Origin of the sequence: Paenibacillus tyrphae, from assembly GCF_027925525.1 — a bacterium.
GTDB classification, from domain to species: Bacteria; Bacillota; Bacilli; order Paenibacillales; family NBRC-103111; genus Paenibacillus_G; species Paenibacillus_G tyrfis_B.
Genome location: NZ_BSDJ01000005.1, coordinates 252,591 through 267,733, shown reverse-complemented (window position 1 = coordinate 267,733; position 15,143 = coordinate 252,591). Strand labels below are relative to the sequence as shown.

The window sequence follows — 15,143 nt, the reverse complement described above, 5'->3', positions numbered from 1 at the left end:
CCTGATAACTCAGGCCAGTCTGTTGAGAAAGTGGCTTTGACTGAAATAGAGAAACATACGGAGGTGGGGTATCCACTGGAGAAGCGATAGCGGCCGCCTTTGTCTTCGGGAAATGTCCGCTACTAAGCGGCTTCCAATCAAATTTCCCGAGGACAACAGCGGTCGGAAGTGGATACCCCACCCCATCGTAACCTCTATTACCTCAATTCACCACTTTCTCAACAAGCTCGCCTGATCACTCAGGCTTTTACACTTACTTTCGCACGATCCAGATAAGCGGAATATAAATAAGTGCAAAGCGGCAGGCTCCACAAAAAAATCGCAAAGGGCAAATACTGCTCCACCGGCACGCCGACAAACGTGCTGCACAGCACGGCCAGCAAATTCCACGGTACGGCCGCGGCCAGAACTGCGCTTGTATCGGCGATGACGCGCGAGAGGTGCGCGGAGCTGAACCGGCGGTTCCATAGCGGCAAAATGTTACGGCCGGACATGATGATCGGCAGCGTCTGTGTGCAGGAGATCAGACAAAGGACCAAGCCAAACGCCCCCGTACGCCATGTGGCGGAAGCGAGCGAAGGCATCTCCCCCATCATCCGCTCGATGTAAGCGCCGATCAGGTTCGACCGTTCCAGAATGCCGTTGAACGCCCCCGCCAGCATAATAAGCGAGACGAGGCTTACCATGCTCAGCAATCCCTTGCCTTCGACAATCGAATGCTCCGCCCCGCTCCACATCGCTTTCAGCCAAGCGGCCGGCCCTACCCCTTTTTGCAGGCTTCCTACAATAATAGCGGCGGCAATCGATAACAGACATCCGTATTTTGTCTTCAACCGCAGTACGATCGAGCCGAGAAGAACGAAGATGGGTATCAGCAGCACGAGCGATTCACCGAGATCGGAAGGAATGAGGCTGGCCGATTGCTCCACCGGACCCTTTGCCGTCCGCAGATCGAGCCATCCGTAGAAGGCCAGCGAAGCAAGCACGGCAAGCGCCGAGGTCGGAGCCATCGCCCGCCACTGCCGCGGGATGGACGTTTCCGTCGAAGCCGCGATCAACTGGTGCGCACTGGAAAAAGGCGACGTACGGTCGCCGACAAAGATGCCGGAGACGACGGCCCCAGCCACGTACGGCAGCGGAACGCCCACATGGATTGCCATCCCGATGAGCGGAACGCCGACCGCACTGAGCGTCCCAGTCGAAGTCCCGAGAATCATCGACACGGACGCGCAGATCAGAAACGAAAAGGTCAGCGCATACTGCGGCTGCACGACGGCAAGCGCCCATCGAACCAGCTCGTCCACCGTCCCGCTGACCGCCCAGCAAGGAAGAATCATGCCGACGAGCAGCAGAAGCCAGACGACTTCCTTGGTGCGGCGAACGCCTTCCCATATTCCCGCGCCAAGCTCTTTTCCTCGGATTCCGCTGCGGAACGAAATTAGAATAAGGGCCAGCAGCCCTGCCGAAAAGCCGAAGACGACCGGAATTTGGGCCATATAGGCGGTAGCGATGCCAAGCACGGTAATTCCTACAATGGTTACAAGCTGACGAAACGACATGGAAAATCCCTTTCTATTTCTATGAGAATGTGTGTTCGTCCATTATATCACGATACAGTCAAATTTTGATCCCACTTGGGGGATTCCCATGACAAAAAAATTTGTTTATAGTTAAAATGGCACCGCTGCCACCCGAAACTTTAAAAAGGAGAAATGAAGCATGACCGCCGAAAAAGGGCCCTTCGATCAGCATTTCGACAGTCTGGAAACGTTAGCCGAAACCATTAGCGAGGTGCTTCGCTGTCCGGTTACGATTGAAGACGCCAATCATCGGCTTGTCGCTTACAGTGCGCACGACCGCCAGACGGACGAAGCCCGCATCGCGACCATCATTGGCCGACGGGTGCCCGAGAAGGTCGTGCAAAGCTTGTGGAGACAAGGGGTTATTCCGCAGCTCATGAAGACCGACGAGCCGGTCCGGATCGCGTCCATTACGGATATCGGTCTCGGAGACCGCGTCGCCGTCGCCATTCGCAAAGACGAGGAAGTTCTTGGATATATTTGGGCGCTTGAAGTGGAGAAGCCCATCGACGATAACGGCATACAGCAATTAAAAAAGGCCGCGCAAACGGCCAAACAAAAGCTCCTGCAGATTCAAACGCGCAAACGCAAGCAGGAGGAAGGCTATCAGGAGTTTTTCTGGCAGCTGCTTACGGGGCATCTGACCACCGAAGCGGCGGTCCGAGACAAAGCGGCTCAAATCCATTTGACGCTGCCCCCCGCTTTTTACGTCATGGTGTTCGAATTTCCCGAATCGATCGATGATCATCGGCTCCAGCAAATCCGCTATCTGATGTCGGTGACGCAGCGCATCTCCGTCGTATGCCATGCAGCGGATCACCATCACTTCATTCTGCTCGCTTCCCCTTCCGAATCAACGTCTTGGAAAGAGCATGCCGGCAGCTTTATTAATCATTTTGGCAAGCAAATGCAGGACCGGTATCGCGTGTCTGCCATGGCCTCCGCCTGCGGCTCTCTGTACGAGGATTACGGCAAGGTCGAGACGAGCTACCGCGAAGCGCTCACGCTGCTGCGCCTGAAGAAGCTGTTCCCGAATCAAACGAAAATTCACCACTACGAAGACTTGGGCTTTTACCGGTTCCTGCCCCCCATTTTCGAATACAAGCAGTCCCACCGGATGGTGAACCGCCATTTGCAGCGGCTTAAAGAATACGATCGGGACCATCATACGAATCTGCTGGACACGCTGGAGACGTTTCTGATGCACGACAGCAATGCCAAGGAGGCAGCTGCCGCGCTCCATATCCACACGAATACGATGAACTATCGTCTGTCCCGGATTGCCGAAATCGGCGAGATCGATTTAAAAAGCATGGACCAGAAGGTAGCGCTTTACATCGATCTGAAGACCAATAAGCTCATGTCCTCCTGATCCATTCCGTTCGATTAGACTATACCTGCGTCGCGCCGTCATCTACGCGTCCTTCCATGCCGTTCGTTCCGGCCGGGGAGGCGCTTTTTTTCTTTTTCACGTAATAAACCACGAGCAGAATCGCATACCATATCGGACCGACTACCAGTGCAATCCGGGTATCCGGGGAGTAAGCCATAATCCCGACCACGAATACAAGGAATGCAAGCACGAGGTAAGAGCTGTACGGCGCAAACGGCATTTTGTAAATCAGCTTGGCGGCTTGATCGGCCGAAAGCTTCTTGCGGAAGCGGATTTGCGAAATCAGAATGACCCCCCATACCCAAATGACCGCAAATGTAGCGATACTGGTAACCATGGTAAACGCTTTTTCCGGAACGATGTAATTGAGCACGACGCCGATCAACAGGAAGAATGCGGATACAACAATCGCACGAGCCGGAACGCCGGAACGGGATACCTTCTCAAAGCTTGCAGGCGCCTCTCCCTGCTGCGCCAAATTGTACAGCATGCGGCCGTTGCTGAAAATGCCGCTGTTGCAGGACGAAAGCGCGGCAGTCAGCACGACGAAGTTGATGATGCCTGCGGCGTATGGAATGCCCAGCTTCTCGAAGGTCATGACGAACGGGCTGCCCTTGAGACCGATTTCCGTCCACGGATAAATCGACATGATGACGAACAGCGCGCCGACGTAGAAGATGAGAATGCGCCAGAACACGTTATCAATCGCTCTTGTGAGCGCTTTCGCAGGGTCCTTGACTTCACCGGCCGTCACCCCGATCATTTCGATTCCCAGATAAGCGAACATGATCATCTGCATAGCCAGCAGTACACCCGACCAGCCATTCGCAAAAAAGCCTCCGTGACTCCACAAGTTGCTGATTCCGACAGCGTTGCCGCCATTCCCCAGGCCGAATACGATCATGCCCACGCCGACGACGATCATGAAGATAATGGTGATGATTTTGATCAAAGCGAACCAAAACTCCAGCTCGCCGTAGACTTTAACGGCAATCAGGTTGACCAGGCTCATGATGATCAGCGCCGCCAGCGCCCAAATCCATCTGGGCACTCCCGGGAACCAATACTCCATATAGATCCCGACGGCGGTAATTTCGGCCATACACGTCACGACCCAAATAAACCAATAGTTCCATCCCGTCAAAAAGCCAAATACAGGACTCATATATTCCCGGGCATAACGGCTGAACGAACCGGCCACCGGCTTCTGAACGGCCATCTCCCCCAGCGCCCGCATAATGAAGAACATCGCCAGTCCGCCGATCATGTAGCCGATCAGTATCGCAGGCCCGGCTACCTTGATTGCCGATGCGGACCCCAGAAACAAGCCGACGCCGATTGCCGCGCCAAGCGACATTAGAGTAATGTGCTTTTGCTCCAGTCCCCTTTTCAATTCATTGTTGTTTTTCACAAAAAATCTCCTCCAATAGTTAATTTCCAGGCTTGTACTTGCATTATTCGTGCCTCAAAGGATAGAGACTTGCTTCTGTTCTGGTTGGTTCCCTCCTTATGAATCTGCCGCGAGCCTATACGCCCGGGGAAAAGACTATGCTTATTATTTTACCAAAAACTTACGCTGGAACAACAGTATGCGCTTACATTCGTTTTTGTGACGAATTGATGTCTAAATCGTAGCACACTCGTTCCCGTCTGCATTTGTCTTGTTACTCAAAAATAATCGGACCAATTTGTGATATTACACAAAATGGCCCGTCCCATCTGCGAAAACGCTTTCGTTTTGTGAAAAAACACAAAAGCATCCAATTCTTTTCAGCTCGTTTCACGAAGAAAACCGCCGGATTTGTTCGATATACTCAGCTTACCAAACGATCCAACCACATTATCGAGGGAGATGGCAATAATGATTATCGGCGTGCCGAAAGAAATTAAAAACAATGAAAACCGCGTGGCCATTACGCCTGCCGGCGTATCCACGGTTGTACAGTCGGGACATAGCGTGTATATTGAAAAAGGAGCAGGTCTCGGCAGCGGATTTACGGACGAGCAATATGCGGCGGCCGGAGCCTTGATGGCCGATGCCGCGCAAGAGGTTTGGGAAAAATCCCAAATGATTATGAAGGTCAAAGAACCGCTTCCTTCCGAATACGGATATTTCCGGGAAGGCTTGATCTTGTTCACCTATCTGCACTTGGCAGCCGATGCGGAATTGGCCGCGGCCTTGACGAAATCGGGTGTCGTTTCCATTGCATACGAAACGGTTGAAGTCAACCGTACGCTCCCGCTTTTGACCCCGATGAGCGAGGTTGCCGGACGGATGGCGACGCAAATCGGAGCGCAGTTTCTGGAGAAGCCGTATGGCGGCAAAGGCGTGCTGCTCGCTGGCGTGCCCGGAGTACAGCGGGCGAAAGTCACGGTCATCGGCGGCGGCGTAGTCGGCACGAATGCGGCGAAAATCGCAGTCGGCTTAGGCGCGGATGTAACGGTCATCGATTTGAGCGCAGACCGCCTTCGTCAGCTTGACGATCAGTTCGGTCCGCAAATTCAGACGCTCATGTCCAATCCTTATAACATCGCCCAAGCGGTCCGTCAATCCGATCTCGTCATCGGAGCGGTGCTCATTCCGGGAGCCAAAGCGCCTAAGCTGGTTAGCGAAGATATGGTGAGTAGCATGTCGCCAGGCTCCGTTGTTGTCGACGTTGCCATCGATCAGGGCGGAATTTTCGCTACAGTTGACCGGATCACGACCCACGATGCGCCTACGTATGTCAAGCACGGCGTAGTCCACTATGCGGTAGCCAATATGCCGGGTGCGGTTCCGAATACCTCCACCATCGCCCTGACGAACGTGACGATTCCATACGCGCTGCAAATCGCGAACAAAGGCGTGAAGCAAGCGATCGCCGACAGCCCGGCTTTGGCCAAAGGTCTTACAACGGCAGGCGGCGCCATCACGTACGAAGCGGTAGCAAAAGATCTGAATTACGACTATGTGCCTGCACAGAAGGCGCTGGAAACCGTATCCAGCCGATAAAAAAGCAAAACTCCCCCGCCCTCGGGGGAGATTATTATTTATTCAGTAAATCATAAGAAAAGCTTCTTATCGAAGCCTTTTCGAGGAAGAAACATTCGTGTTTTAGTGGAAACTTTACTTGCGATATAGAATTCATCAACTCCGCTGATAACTTATAAATTCTATATCTACCACGAAGGAGCAGCACACCATGCACACAAGGAACGATAGGATTGTGAAACCGCACGAAGAGCTCCCCCGTTCGATTATGCCCGAGCCGGACTACGCCGATTGGGACGGCAGTTTTAGCCACCGTCCGACGCTGGCGGAAATCTCGCTTGATGCCATCGCCACGAACGCGGCGTACTTCAAGTCGCTTCTCCAGCCCGGCTGCCAGTGGATGGCGGTGGTCAAGGCGAACGGGTACGGCCACGGCGCGGTGGAAACCGCCAGGACGGCACTGAGCGCAGGTGCGGACCGCCTCGGAGTCGCTTTTCTGGATGAGGCGCTCCGCCTGCGGTCGGCCGGCATTGCCGCCCCGATCCTTGTGCTCGGTCACACGCCTCCGGAAGCGATCCGGGAGGCCGTGGCGGCCGATGTGACGCTGACGGTGTTTAGCGGCGAGGCGCTCGAAACGGTGATGCGCGAAGCGGAAAGCTTGAGCCGGGCAGCCCGGATTCACCTCAAGATCGAGACCGGGATGAACCGGCTCGGGATTACGGCACCAGATGCTGCACTGCAGCTCGCCCGGCGTGTGAACGAGAGCCCTTATGTGACGCTGGAGGGTATATTTACGCATTTTGCCAATGCGGACCATCCGAGTCCGGCATACACGGAGCTGCAATTTGCGAGGTTTCGCGAATTTCGCGGCGCTTTTGAGGAAGCCGGTATCTCCGTTCCTCTCTGGCACTGCTGCAACACCGCCGCAACCATTGCTTATCTGCATATGCACTTGGACATGGTGCGTGTCGGAATCGGCTTATACGGCTTGAAGCCGTCGGTAAGAGGCGTTATCGCAGGCGCTCCACTCAAACCGGCCATGCGGCTCCTATCGCGAATCGTATCGCTCAAGGACGTTCCGGCGTTGGAGCCGGTCAGCTACGGGTGCACGTTTGCCTCCGATCAAGATACCAGAATCGCCACGGTGCCCATCGGATACGCGGACGGTATGCCGCGGGCGCTCTCCAACAAGGGAACCGCGACGGTACGCGGGCAGTCTGCGCCGATCGCTGGAACGATCTGCATGGATCAGTTGATGCTTGACGTTACCGCGATTCCGGACGCGAAGCCCGGCGACGAAGTTTTGCTTTTCGGCGCGCCGGAAGACAAAGTGACCGCCGCCGATGTCGCAAGCCATGCGCATACGATCCATTATGAGATCGTATGCGGCATTGGCGCCCGGGTTCCCCGGGTTTATGTGAAGGAAGGCCGGACAATATCCACGCGTTTTATATGACAAGACGGCACGACAAACGGGCAGGGTCTCCCCTGCCCGTTTCGTTGTATTCTCAAGCTCGTTCTAAGTCAGGCAAAAACCGTCGACCCGTTGTCCGTTAATGACCCGGAGCTTTCTGGTTTGCGAGCAAGATGACACGACTTTGAACACGCATTTCCGTTCGGACAACGGTTTGATGCAGCGGTTCTGAACTTTGGCCGCCAGCACGAAGTCGGCCAGAGAGGTTGCATCTACGGTAACCAACTCTTGAATAACCTTAACGATACGCGCTTTGCCGCGGAACACCTTGGGAATCGAGAACGTAATAAGGGGGCTGCTCGTACATGGAGTGCATTTGGAGTTGAAGATGACTTCAAACGTAAGCAGATTTCCTTTTTTGCTCCGGAATCTGAGCCCCGCATTATGGACTTTACAAGGACAAGAACTCGATTGAGTGGTTGCCCGCTTCGCCGCCTTCGCTTTCCCTTTTCGTACTGAACGAGTACAAGCACAAGCCATAGAATCACCTCTTCTGGAAGTTTCGCATTATTAGTAGATGCGCAGCTTGCATAAGAAGTGTGGTTACTCGTCCAGATGCGATAGCATATTTATAAAAGACGCTTGGAACTCTTTTTCATTAAAAAAATGACTGTCGAAAATTTCTCGACAGTCTGGTTTGTATACGCGCTATCTGCTAAGCGACGGCTGCGAGGCGTCCGAACGCTGACGGCGGGGCCTGAACCAGAACAAGGTCAAGCCCACGGCGCTCATCCCGAGCACCCCGGCCAAATAAAAGCCGCTCTTGAGTCCCGCCCACTCGTTTAAGCCGCCGGCCAAAAACGGCCCCGCAAACATGCCGATTGCGTACACCGCTTGGTACAGTCCCATCGCCGTAGCCCGCTTTTGTTCCGGAATGTGCTGTATCGAGAGCCCCAGGAGCAGCGGGAAATGCAGCCCTTGGAAAAATCCGTTTATCGCCTGCGTCAGCAGCAGCAGCCCGAAGCCGGGCACCAGCGACGTTGCCGCTGAGCACACGGCACTGACCGCAAAGCCGAGCAGCACGACGTTCCACGCTCCGAAGCGAGGTGCAAATACTTTGCCGGTCATAAACGAGCTAACCGCGTGCGGAATCATGAATGCAAATACAAGCAGCGTCAGCCCGGCCTCGTCCGCCCCCAGCGATAAGGCGTACGAAGGCGTAAAACCGAACATCGTAATAAACAAGACGCTGTGCGCCAAAATGGACAACGAAGAAACCTTGAGCAGCAGTCTATCCTTCATGACCGGCGCGAGGTCGGCGAAACGCATGGACGAACGATCGCCGCTTTCCTTCGGTTCCTTCAGCAGAAAGGCCAGCGCCAGTCCGGCCAGTCCGATGACCGCCCCGGTCCAGAATGCGGCGTTCCACCCGCCGAATTTGACCAAGTAGCCGCTCATGCTCATGCCGAAAAGCTGCCCGGCGACGGTGAGCAGGCTGATCGTGCCCATCGCCCGGGTCGCTTGTTCGCCGCGGTATAATCCGGCATACATGACGGTAAAAGCAACCCAGGTCGAGGCACCTACTCCCGACAGCACACGGCCAGCGAACGCCCAGCCAAGCTGCTCGCCCAAGGCGAAGCATAGGCAACTGGCCGCGGTGCACAGCATGCCGAGCAAGATGAACGGCTTCCGGCTCTTGAAACGGTCGGACGTGATCCCGAGCGGCAGACGCAGCACGATCTGCGTCAAACCGTAGCTGCCGAGCACGATCCCGGCCATCGTGTAGGAGGCGCCCAGATGATCGAGGTATGGCGACAGAATCGGCACGTAAACATAGAGCGAGCACCAATATAGCAAAGTGACCAGCACAAAGATAGTATGGTTCATTCGCTCTGCGGTTGTCGAATTCATGATGAGTTTTCTTCCCTCTTATAAGCTTAGCTGCAGAATGGCCTTCACATCGTCCTCATGCAGCACTTTGAACGATCCGATCGGGCCGAACTTAACGGCTTCCTTCGCCATTCGACCGATTTCGCTGTCCCCGATACCGAGATCGGCCAGACGGGCATGCGCGCCGATGCGCGTAAAATAATCTCTTGTGGCCTGAATGCCGGCCAACGCGATTTCTTCTTCACTTTTGCCTGCGGGATCGATGTTCCACACCCTGACGGCAAACTGCACGAACCGGTCCGGACGGCTGCGGTATACATACTTCATCCAGTTCGGGAATAAAACGGAAAGTCCCGCCGCATGCGCAATATCATAGATCGCGCTCACCTCGTGCTCGATAGCATGCGTCGCCCAGTCGGTCTGCACGCCGACGCTGATCATGCCGCCGTTCAGCGCATAGGTGCCGCACAGCATCAGGTTCGCGCGAGCCTCGTAATGCTGCGGCTCCGCGAGAGCCCGTTCGCCGTTCTCGATGATCGTTTGCAGGATCGATTCGCAAAGCCGCTCTTGCAGAGGCGTATCCGGCGTGAGGCTAAAATATTGCTCGAAGACGTGCGACATCATGTCCACGATCCCGTTCACCGTTTGATCCGCGGGCACCGAGTACGTCAGCGTCGGGTCCAGAATGGAAAATTTGGGATAAGCGTAAATGCTGGCGAACGATTTCTTCAGCTTTTCTTCCCAGTTGGTGATGACGGCGTTGCCGTTCATTTCGGAGCCCGTTGCCGATAAGGTCAACACCGTGCCAAGCGGCAGCGCCGCCGTAATTTTCGCTTTCCGCATCAGAAAATCCCAGACGTCTCCCTCATACGGAACGCCGACGGCCACGGCTTTAGCTGCATCGATCACGCTGCCCCCGCCTACGGCCAGAATCAAATCGACGCCTTCCGCGCGGCACAGCTCGATTCCCTTGCGCACCGTCGTGACCCGGGGATTCGGCTCGACGCCGGGCAGTTCGACGGTTCGAACACCCGCATTGGTAAGCTGAGAGAGCACGCGATCGTACAGCCCGGTCTTTTTGATGCTTCCGCCGCCATAAACGAGCAGCACCGTTTTGCTGCCGCAGGCCGCAACTTGCTCGCCGAGCCGCTCCAGCTTGCCCTCACCGAACAAGATTTTGGTAGGATTATGAAAATCAAACGAATTCATCGTCATTTCCTCCTTCGTTATTCATGCATTCTATATATTATACTAGGTACCGAACTGCAGTACTAGCATACGAAATTCGACATTCTTTTCACAAGACATGCCCGCAACCGTTTCGCAATTTTCGCCGCAAAAAAAGCCCTACGGCCAGCATCGCGCTGCACAGGGCTAGATATGGAAAAGCTGTCAAGTGATGCTTTTGAGGCCGCCGTACTGAGAAATCGCGAGCAGCAAATCGCGCAATATCGGCAATACGAACTGCGCACCGTCAAGGCGAAATATGCCGCTGCGGTTATGCACCGTCGCTTCTTTCACGTACAGACGGTAATGCGGCATTCCGGATTGCATGCTGACGGTCTCGCTTCCGGAGGAGCCATTTTTTCGGAACGTAATCGGACGGGCGCCGGACGGCGGTTCGTAAGGCAAGATGCTGATAATATCTTCAAGCTTGATATGATAATTGGTATGCGGCTTTTGGAAAACGAGCTCTTTGGTCGAGACCGTTAGTCCGAAATCCCTCTTTTTATGAGAAATTTTCAGTTCTCCCTCCAGCCCCTTGATCTTGATAAATTCGTTCATGCTCTCTCCCCCTCCCAGAGCCGTAGGCAGCTGTTCGGCGGATTGCCTCGAACGTTCCGATCCGAACGGAGCTTAGACCTTGAAGCGAGCATACCATAAAAGGCTTCCCCGCGCTACACGTCCCGTTCGGTTAGATCAACGACTCCGCCCCGTCGATGAAGATTTCCGTTCCGGTAATGTGGCTCGAAGCGTCGGACGCGAGAAAAGCGACCAGATCGGCCACCTGCCCCGGCTGTCCGGGACCGTGCTCCAGAGGCTGATTGCCCTCCGGATATTCCACCTTGATCTTGACTTTCTCCAGCTCCGGCGACGGATGCGTGCTTTGATTGATGTGGGTTTTGATCGAACCCGGGCAGACGGCGTTCACCCGAATTTTATAACGGGCAAGCTCAAGCGCCGCCATCTTCGCAAAAGCGATCTGACCCGCCTTGGACGTGCTGTACGCCGACATTCCGAAGTTCGAGAAGACGCGGCTGCCGTTGATCGAGCTGGTAACGATGATGCTCCCGCCCTTTTGCTTCATATGAGGAATCGCATATTTCACGCACAGAAACGTCCCTTTCAGATTGACGAACAGCGTATGGTCCCAATCTTCCGGCTTCATATCCTCGATCGGCGCCAGCACGCCGTTGATCCCCGCATTGGCAAAGACGACGTCAAGCCGTCCCCACGTTCCCGCTGCCGTATCGATCGCCTGCTTCACCCGCAGCGGGTCGGACACGTCCACGTCCACCGTGATCGTCTGGGCCTGCATGGCCGTCAGCTCCTGCTTGACCTGCTCGGTGCGATCGTTCAGCAGGTCGAGCAGACATACCTTCGCTCCCTGCTTCGCCAAGGCCATGGCGGCGGCGCGGCCGATCCCCGAACCGGCGCCGGTGACGACCGCGACTTTGTCTTTCAGCCCCGGAAGCGTCATGTTAGGTTGTTGCAGCGTCTGTACGCTCATCCGTTCTCGCCCCTTTGTCTTATAATGTTCGGCAATAGCGTTATTTTGCCAAAAGCTCCGAAGAATATGTGACAAGGTCCGACCGGACTCGTGTTCCGGGGGCATTTGTGCTACAATACTAAAATTGAAGTTTGATCTTACGCGGCAGGAGGCATTTTCCCCTTTATGTTAATCATCGGTATCGCAGGAGGCACAGGTTCGGGCAAAACGACGGTCGCACGCTCCGTTATCGACCGGCTCGGATCCGACAAAGTGACGTTTATTTCGCAGGACAACTACTACAAGGATCACTCGCATATATCCCTAACGGAACGGGAATCGATCAATTACGATCATCCGTTCGCCTTCGATAACGAATTGCTGCTGGTGCATTTGAAGCAGCTCAAGAACCACGAGGTCGTGACCGCACCCGTCTACGATTTTTCCAAGCATGCGCGCTCAACCACCCATACCGTCGAACTGAAGCCGAACAAAATCGTCATGATCGAGGGGCTCCACGTGTTGTCGGACGAGCAGCTTCGCGGCATTTTGGATATCAAGGTGTTCGTTGACACCGACCCGGACGTACGGATTCTCCGCAGAGTGCTGCGCGATATCGAGGAACGCGGCCGGTCGATCCAATCCGTGTACGACCAATATTTGACGACGGTCAAGCCGATGCACGAAGCCTTCATCGAGCCGTCCAAAAAATATGCCGACCTCATCATTCCCGAGGGCGGGCACAATGAAGTCGGCATCCAGTTGCTGTCGATTTTGACGGAAAAATATTTAACGGAATAAACAATTTACCTCATTTATTTTTTCGAAAGTACACCCGCTCCGGGCGGCCGACGTCCCCGTAAGACAAATCGGCGCGAAGCTTGCCGTCTTCCGCCAAATGCTCCAAGTAGCGCCTTGCCGTAGAGCGGCTGACGCCGACTCGCTTCGCCGTTTCTTCCGCGGTGAGCGGCGCGTTCGCCTCGGAGATCGCCTGGACGATTTTATCCAGCGTCAGCTTGTCGATGCCTTTGGGCAGGGAAGCTCCCGGACCGGGGGCTTCTTTTTTTGCGCTGCCCTGTAGCAGTCGGTCGATCTCGTCCTGGCCGATCGAGGCGTTCTCCTGACGCAGCTGCTTGATCGTCCGATGAAACGATTCGTACCGCTGCAGCGTCTCCTGCATTCTGTTGAAGAGCACCGGCTTAATAATATAATCGAAGACGCCGCCGCGGATCGCTTCGCGGACGGCTTCGACCTCCTTGGCCGCGGTAATCATGATGACATCCGCCTGCCGGTGCTGCTGGCCGATGGTACGAAGCAGCTCAAGCCCGCTGGTTTCCGGAAAATAAATGTCGAGCAGCACCAGATCCGGCTCCAGCACGCTCAGCAGCTCAAGCGCCTGCGGCTCGTCGGTCGCTATGCCGACGACGCCGAACCCTGGCACTTTCTCGACGAAGCGCCGGTTAATCTCCGCGATGCGCTCATCGTCTTCGACGATCAGTACGCGGATCGGCGGGGTCGCATTCGCAGCGTCAGCCTTCAAGTTCCTTCCCCTTTCTTCGGTTCGACCCGTTTCGGAATGACAACCGAGAACACGGTGCCGCCCTCCCCTGACGGTTCGTGCAAGATCCGGCCGCCGAGCTTATCCACGGCATGCTTGACGAGCGCAAGGCCGATGCCCCGATGCTCGCCCTCTTTGCTCGATACGCCTTTCTGGAAAATATTCTCCGCCCATTCGCCCGGAATGCCCGGACCGTTGTCCTCGCATTCGATCATCAGGTCTTCGCCGTAATCGCTCAGAAACAAGGTCACCTTCTTCTCTTCGGCGGCATAATAATCGAGCAGCGCTTCCATGGCGTTGTCCGTTAAATTACCGATGATCGTCACGAGCAGATCCCGGTCGACCCGGGCGGGCACATCCTTGAACGAGGTTTCGGGATCGATCTCAAACTTGATTTTCAGCTCGTGGGCGCGGTTGTATTTGCCGATTAACAATCCTCCGATTACCGGGTCGGGAATTTCCCGCATAATAAACTGAATGAAATTTTGGTGCACATCCGTTTCCTTGGAAATCATCTCAACGGCCTCTTGATACGATTCGAGCTGGATGAGACCGGAGATGACGTACAGCTTATTGGAATATTCGTGGGTTTGCGCCCGCAGCCCCTCGGCGAACCTCTTGACCTGGGACAGCTCCTCCGCGAGCCGATACACCTCCGACTTGCTGCGGAAGCTGACTACGGCGCCGATAACTTCGTTTTGCCTATTGAACACCGGCACCCGGTTCGCAACGACCTCTTGACCGTGCATAATCATCTCGACGTCGAATTCGGACTGGCCGGTGCGAGCCACCGTGAGCAGCCGGGATTTCGGAACGATTTCCCGGATCGGCTTGCCGATCAGCTTGGTATCGTCGGGAAGCCCCAGGATGCGCAGCGTCTGCTGATTCGCCAAGGTGATCAAGCCGTTGCGGTCCACCGCGAGTATCGCTTCGCGGATCGATTCGAGAATCGCTTTCTTCTCCATATAAAGCGTTCCGATTTCTTCTGGTTCCAGACCGTGAATCGAACGCCGGACGCCTTTCGCAATCACGACGGCTCCGGCCATCGCTACGGCTAAAGCGGCAAGGGAAATAAGCAAAATCCGCCGCTGATACACATCATCCCATCGGTTAATATCGTCCAGGAGGAAGCCCACTGATACGATGCCGATCACGTCCCCGTCCTCGCCCCGGATCGGCACTTTCCCGCGCAGCGAAGGCCCCATAGAGCCTTCCGCCTTGGAGATGATCGATTTGCCTTCGAGCACCGGACCGTTGTCGCCGCCGACCATTTCTTTGCCGATCCGCTCAGGCACCGGATGGGAGTACCGTATGCCTTCGCGGTTGCCGATGACCAAGTACAAGGCCCCCGTCTTTTCGCGAATTTGCTCGGCAAGCGGCTGAATGACGGACGACGGCTCCGCAAGCTTGAACGCTTGGCGAATTTCGGGAATTTCCGCCACCGTCTCCGCCACCTTGAGCGCCCGGGTTCCGATCTGGTCTTCCATCATGGAAGTCACCATATATTCGACAACCCCCGCCGCTACCGTAAGCACGGAGAAAAGGAGTGTGCATATGAGCAAAATCAGCTTCGTTTGTAAGCGCATAAACTCCCCCTTCTTCCTATGATACCACATCCGGCCTCAAC

13 protein-coding genes are annotated in these 15,143 nt (G+C 55.2%); 4 read left to right on the top strand and 9 right to left on the bottom strand.

The window, feature by feature from the left end:
* Nucleotides 1–239 precede the first annotated feature (239 nt).
* On the bottom strand, nt 240–1,559 hold the full coding sequence (locus tag QMG93_RS08445; protein WP_281935352.1) for a Na+/H+ antiporter NhaC family protein: 1,320 nt from the start codon (nt 1,557–1,559) through the stop codon (nt 240–242).
* A gap of 160 nt (nt 1,560–1,719) precedes the next feature.
* Here QMG93_RS08445 and QMG93_RS08440 point away from each other — a divergent pair, with 160 nt between their 5' ends.
* A complete protein-coding gene (locus QMG93_RS08440; RefSeq protein ID WP_281935350.1) occupies nt 1,720–2,952 on the top strand; it encodes a PucR family transcriptional regulator in 1,233 nt (410 codons plus the stop codon).
* 19 nt (nt 2,953–2,971) lie between these two features.
* On the opposite strand, the gene QMG93_RS08435 is transcribed toward QMG93_RS08440, so the two are convergent.
* Nucleotides 2,972–4,384: an amino acid permease gene (locus QMG93_RS08435; protein WP_331488638.1), complete on the bottom strand. Its 1,413-nt coding sequence runs from the start codon at nt 4,382–4,384 to the stop codon at nt 2,972–2,974.
* A gap of 450 nt (nt 4,385–4,834) precedes the next feature.
* Here QMG93_RS08435 and ald point away from each other — a divergent pair, with 450 nt between their 5' ends.
* Nucleotides 4,835–5,965, top strand: coding sequence for an alanine dehydrogenase (ald, locus tag QMG93_RS08430; protein ID WP_281935349.1), 1,131 nt, complete (start codon nt 4,835–4,837; stop codon nt 5,963–5,965).
* Between the two features lie 190 nt (nt 5,966–6,155).
* Nucleotides 6,156–7,400: an alanine racemase gene (gene alr, locus QMG93_RS08425; RefSeq protein ID WP_281935348.1), complete on the top strand. Its 1,245-nt coding sequence runs from the start codon at nt 6,156–6,158 to the stop codon at nt 7,398–7,400.
* Between the two features lie 63 nt (nt 7,401–7,463).
* On the opposite strand, the gene QMG93_RS08420 is transcribed toward alr, so the two are convergent.
* From QMG93_RS08420 to QMG93_RS08400, 5 genes are all read right to left on the bottom strand, one after another.
* Nucleotides 7,464–7,898 (bottom strand): hypothetical protein, encoded by a 435-nt coding sequence (locus QMG93_RS08420; RefSeq protein WP_281935347.1) that lies wholly within the window; start codon nt 7,896–7,898, stop codon nt 7,464–7,466.
* 168 nt (nt 7,899–8,066) lie between these two features.
* Nucleotides 8,067–9,269: an MFS transporter gene (locus QMG93_RS08415; RefSeq protein ID WP_281935346.1), complete on the bottom strand. Its 1,203-nt coding sequence runs from the start codon at nt 9,267–9,269 to the stop codon at nt 8,067–8,069.
* Between the two features lie 18 nt (nt 9,270–9,287).
* Nucleotides 9,288–10,457, bottom strand: a complete 1,170-nt coding sequence (locus tag QMG93_RS08410; protein ID WP_281935343.1) for an iron-containing alcohol dehydrogenase — start codon at nt 10,455–10,457, stop codon at nt 9,288–9,290.
* A 183-nt stretch (nt 10,458–10,640) separates the two neighbouring features.
* Nucleotides 10,641–11,033: a hypothetical protein gene (locus tag QMG93_RS08405; protein ID WP_281935342.1), complete on the bottom strand. Its 393-nt coding sequence runs from the start codon at nt 11,031–11,033 to the stop codon at nt 10,641–10,643.
* 130 nt (nt 11,034–11,163) lie between these two features.
* The gene (locus QMG93_RS08400) at nt 11,164–11,979 is read right to left on the bottom strand and encodes an SDR family oxidoreductase (protein WP_281935340.1); all 816 of its coding nucleotides are present in this window, start codon (nt 11,977–11,979) and stop codon (nt 11,164–11,166) included.
* Nucleotides 11,980–12,144: 165 nt separating this feature from the next.
* On the opposite strand from QMG93_RS08400, the gene udk reads away from it, so the two are divergent.
* Complete coding sequence (udk, locus tag QMG93_RS08395; protein ID WP_281935338.1) at nt 12,145–12,759, top strand: uridine kinase; 615 nt, start codon at nt 12,145–12,147, stop codon at nt 12,757–12,759.
* Between the two features lie 10 nt (nt 12,760–12,769).
* Here udk and QMG93_RS08390 read toward each other — a convergent pair whose 3' ends face one another.
* Both QMG93_RS08390 and QMG93_RS08385 read right to left on the bottom strand, forming a co-directional pair.
* Nucleotides 12,770–13,498: a response regulator gene (locus QMG93_RS08390; RefSeq protein WP_281935337.1), complete on the bottom strand. Its 729-nt coding sequence runs from the start codon at nt 13,496–13,498 to the stop codon at nt 12,770–12,772.
* Nucleotides 13,495–15,102, bottom strand: coding sequence for a sensor histidine kinase (locus tag QMG93_RS08385; RefSeq protein ID WP_281935335.1), 1,608 nt, complete (start codon nt 15,100–15,102; stop codon nt 13,495–13,497). The genes QMG93_RS08390 and QMG93_RS08385 overlap by 4 nt, the downstream gene beginning before the upstream one ends.
* Between the last annotated feature and the right edge of the window lie 41 nt (nt 15,103–15,143).

What these genes read in the sequence shown, in the direction of transcription:
- QMG93_RS08445 (WP_281935352.1), bottom strand. Translation starts at nt 1,559, where the DNA reads ATGTCGTTTCGTCAGCTTGTAACCATTGTAGGAATTACCGTGCTTGGC.
- QMG93_RS08440 (WP_281935350.1), top strand. Translation starts at nt 1,720, where the DNA reads ATGACCGCCGAAAAAGGGCCCTTCGATCAGCATTTCGACAGTCTGGAA.
- ald (WP_281935349.1), top strand. Translation starts at nt 4,835, where the DNA reads ATGATTATCGGCGTGCCGAAAGAAATTAAAAACAATGAAAACCGCGTG.
- alr (WP_281935348.1), top strand. Translation starts at nt 6,156, where the DNA reads ATGCACACAAGGAACGATAGGATTGTGAAACCGCACGAAGAGCTCCCC.
- QMG93_RS08420 (WP_281935347.1), bottom strand. Translation starts at nt 7,898, where the DNA reads ATGGCTTGTGCTTGTACTCGTTCAGTACGAAAAGGGAAAGCGAAGGCG.
- QMG93_RS08415 (WP_281935346.1), bottom strand. Translation starts at nt 9,269, where the DNA reads ATGAATTCGACAACCGCAGAGCGAATGAACCATACTATCTTTGTGCTG.
- QMG93_RS08410 (WP_281935343.1), bottom strand. Translation starts at nt 10,457, where the DNA reads ATGAATTCGTTTGATTTTCATAATCCTACCAAAATCTTGTTCGGTGAG.
- QMG93_RS08405 (WP_281935342.1), bottom strand. Translation starts at nt 11,033, where the DNA reads ATGAACGAATTTATCAAGATCAAGGGGCTGGAGGGAGAACTGAAAATT.
- QMG93_RS08400 (WP_281935340.1), bottom strand. Translation starts at nt 11,979, where the DNA reads ATGAGCGTACAGACGCTGCAACAACCTAACATGACGCTTCCGGGGCTG.
- udk (WP_281935338.1), top strand. Translation starts at nt 12,145, where the DNA reads ATGTTAATCATCGGTATCGCAGGAGGCACAGGTTCGGGCAAAACGACG.
- QMG93_RS08385 (WP_281935335.1), bottom strand. Translation starts at nt 15,102, where the DNA reads ATGCGCTTACAAACGAAGCTGATTTTGCTCATATGCACACTCCTTTTC.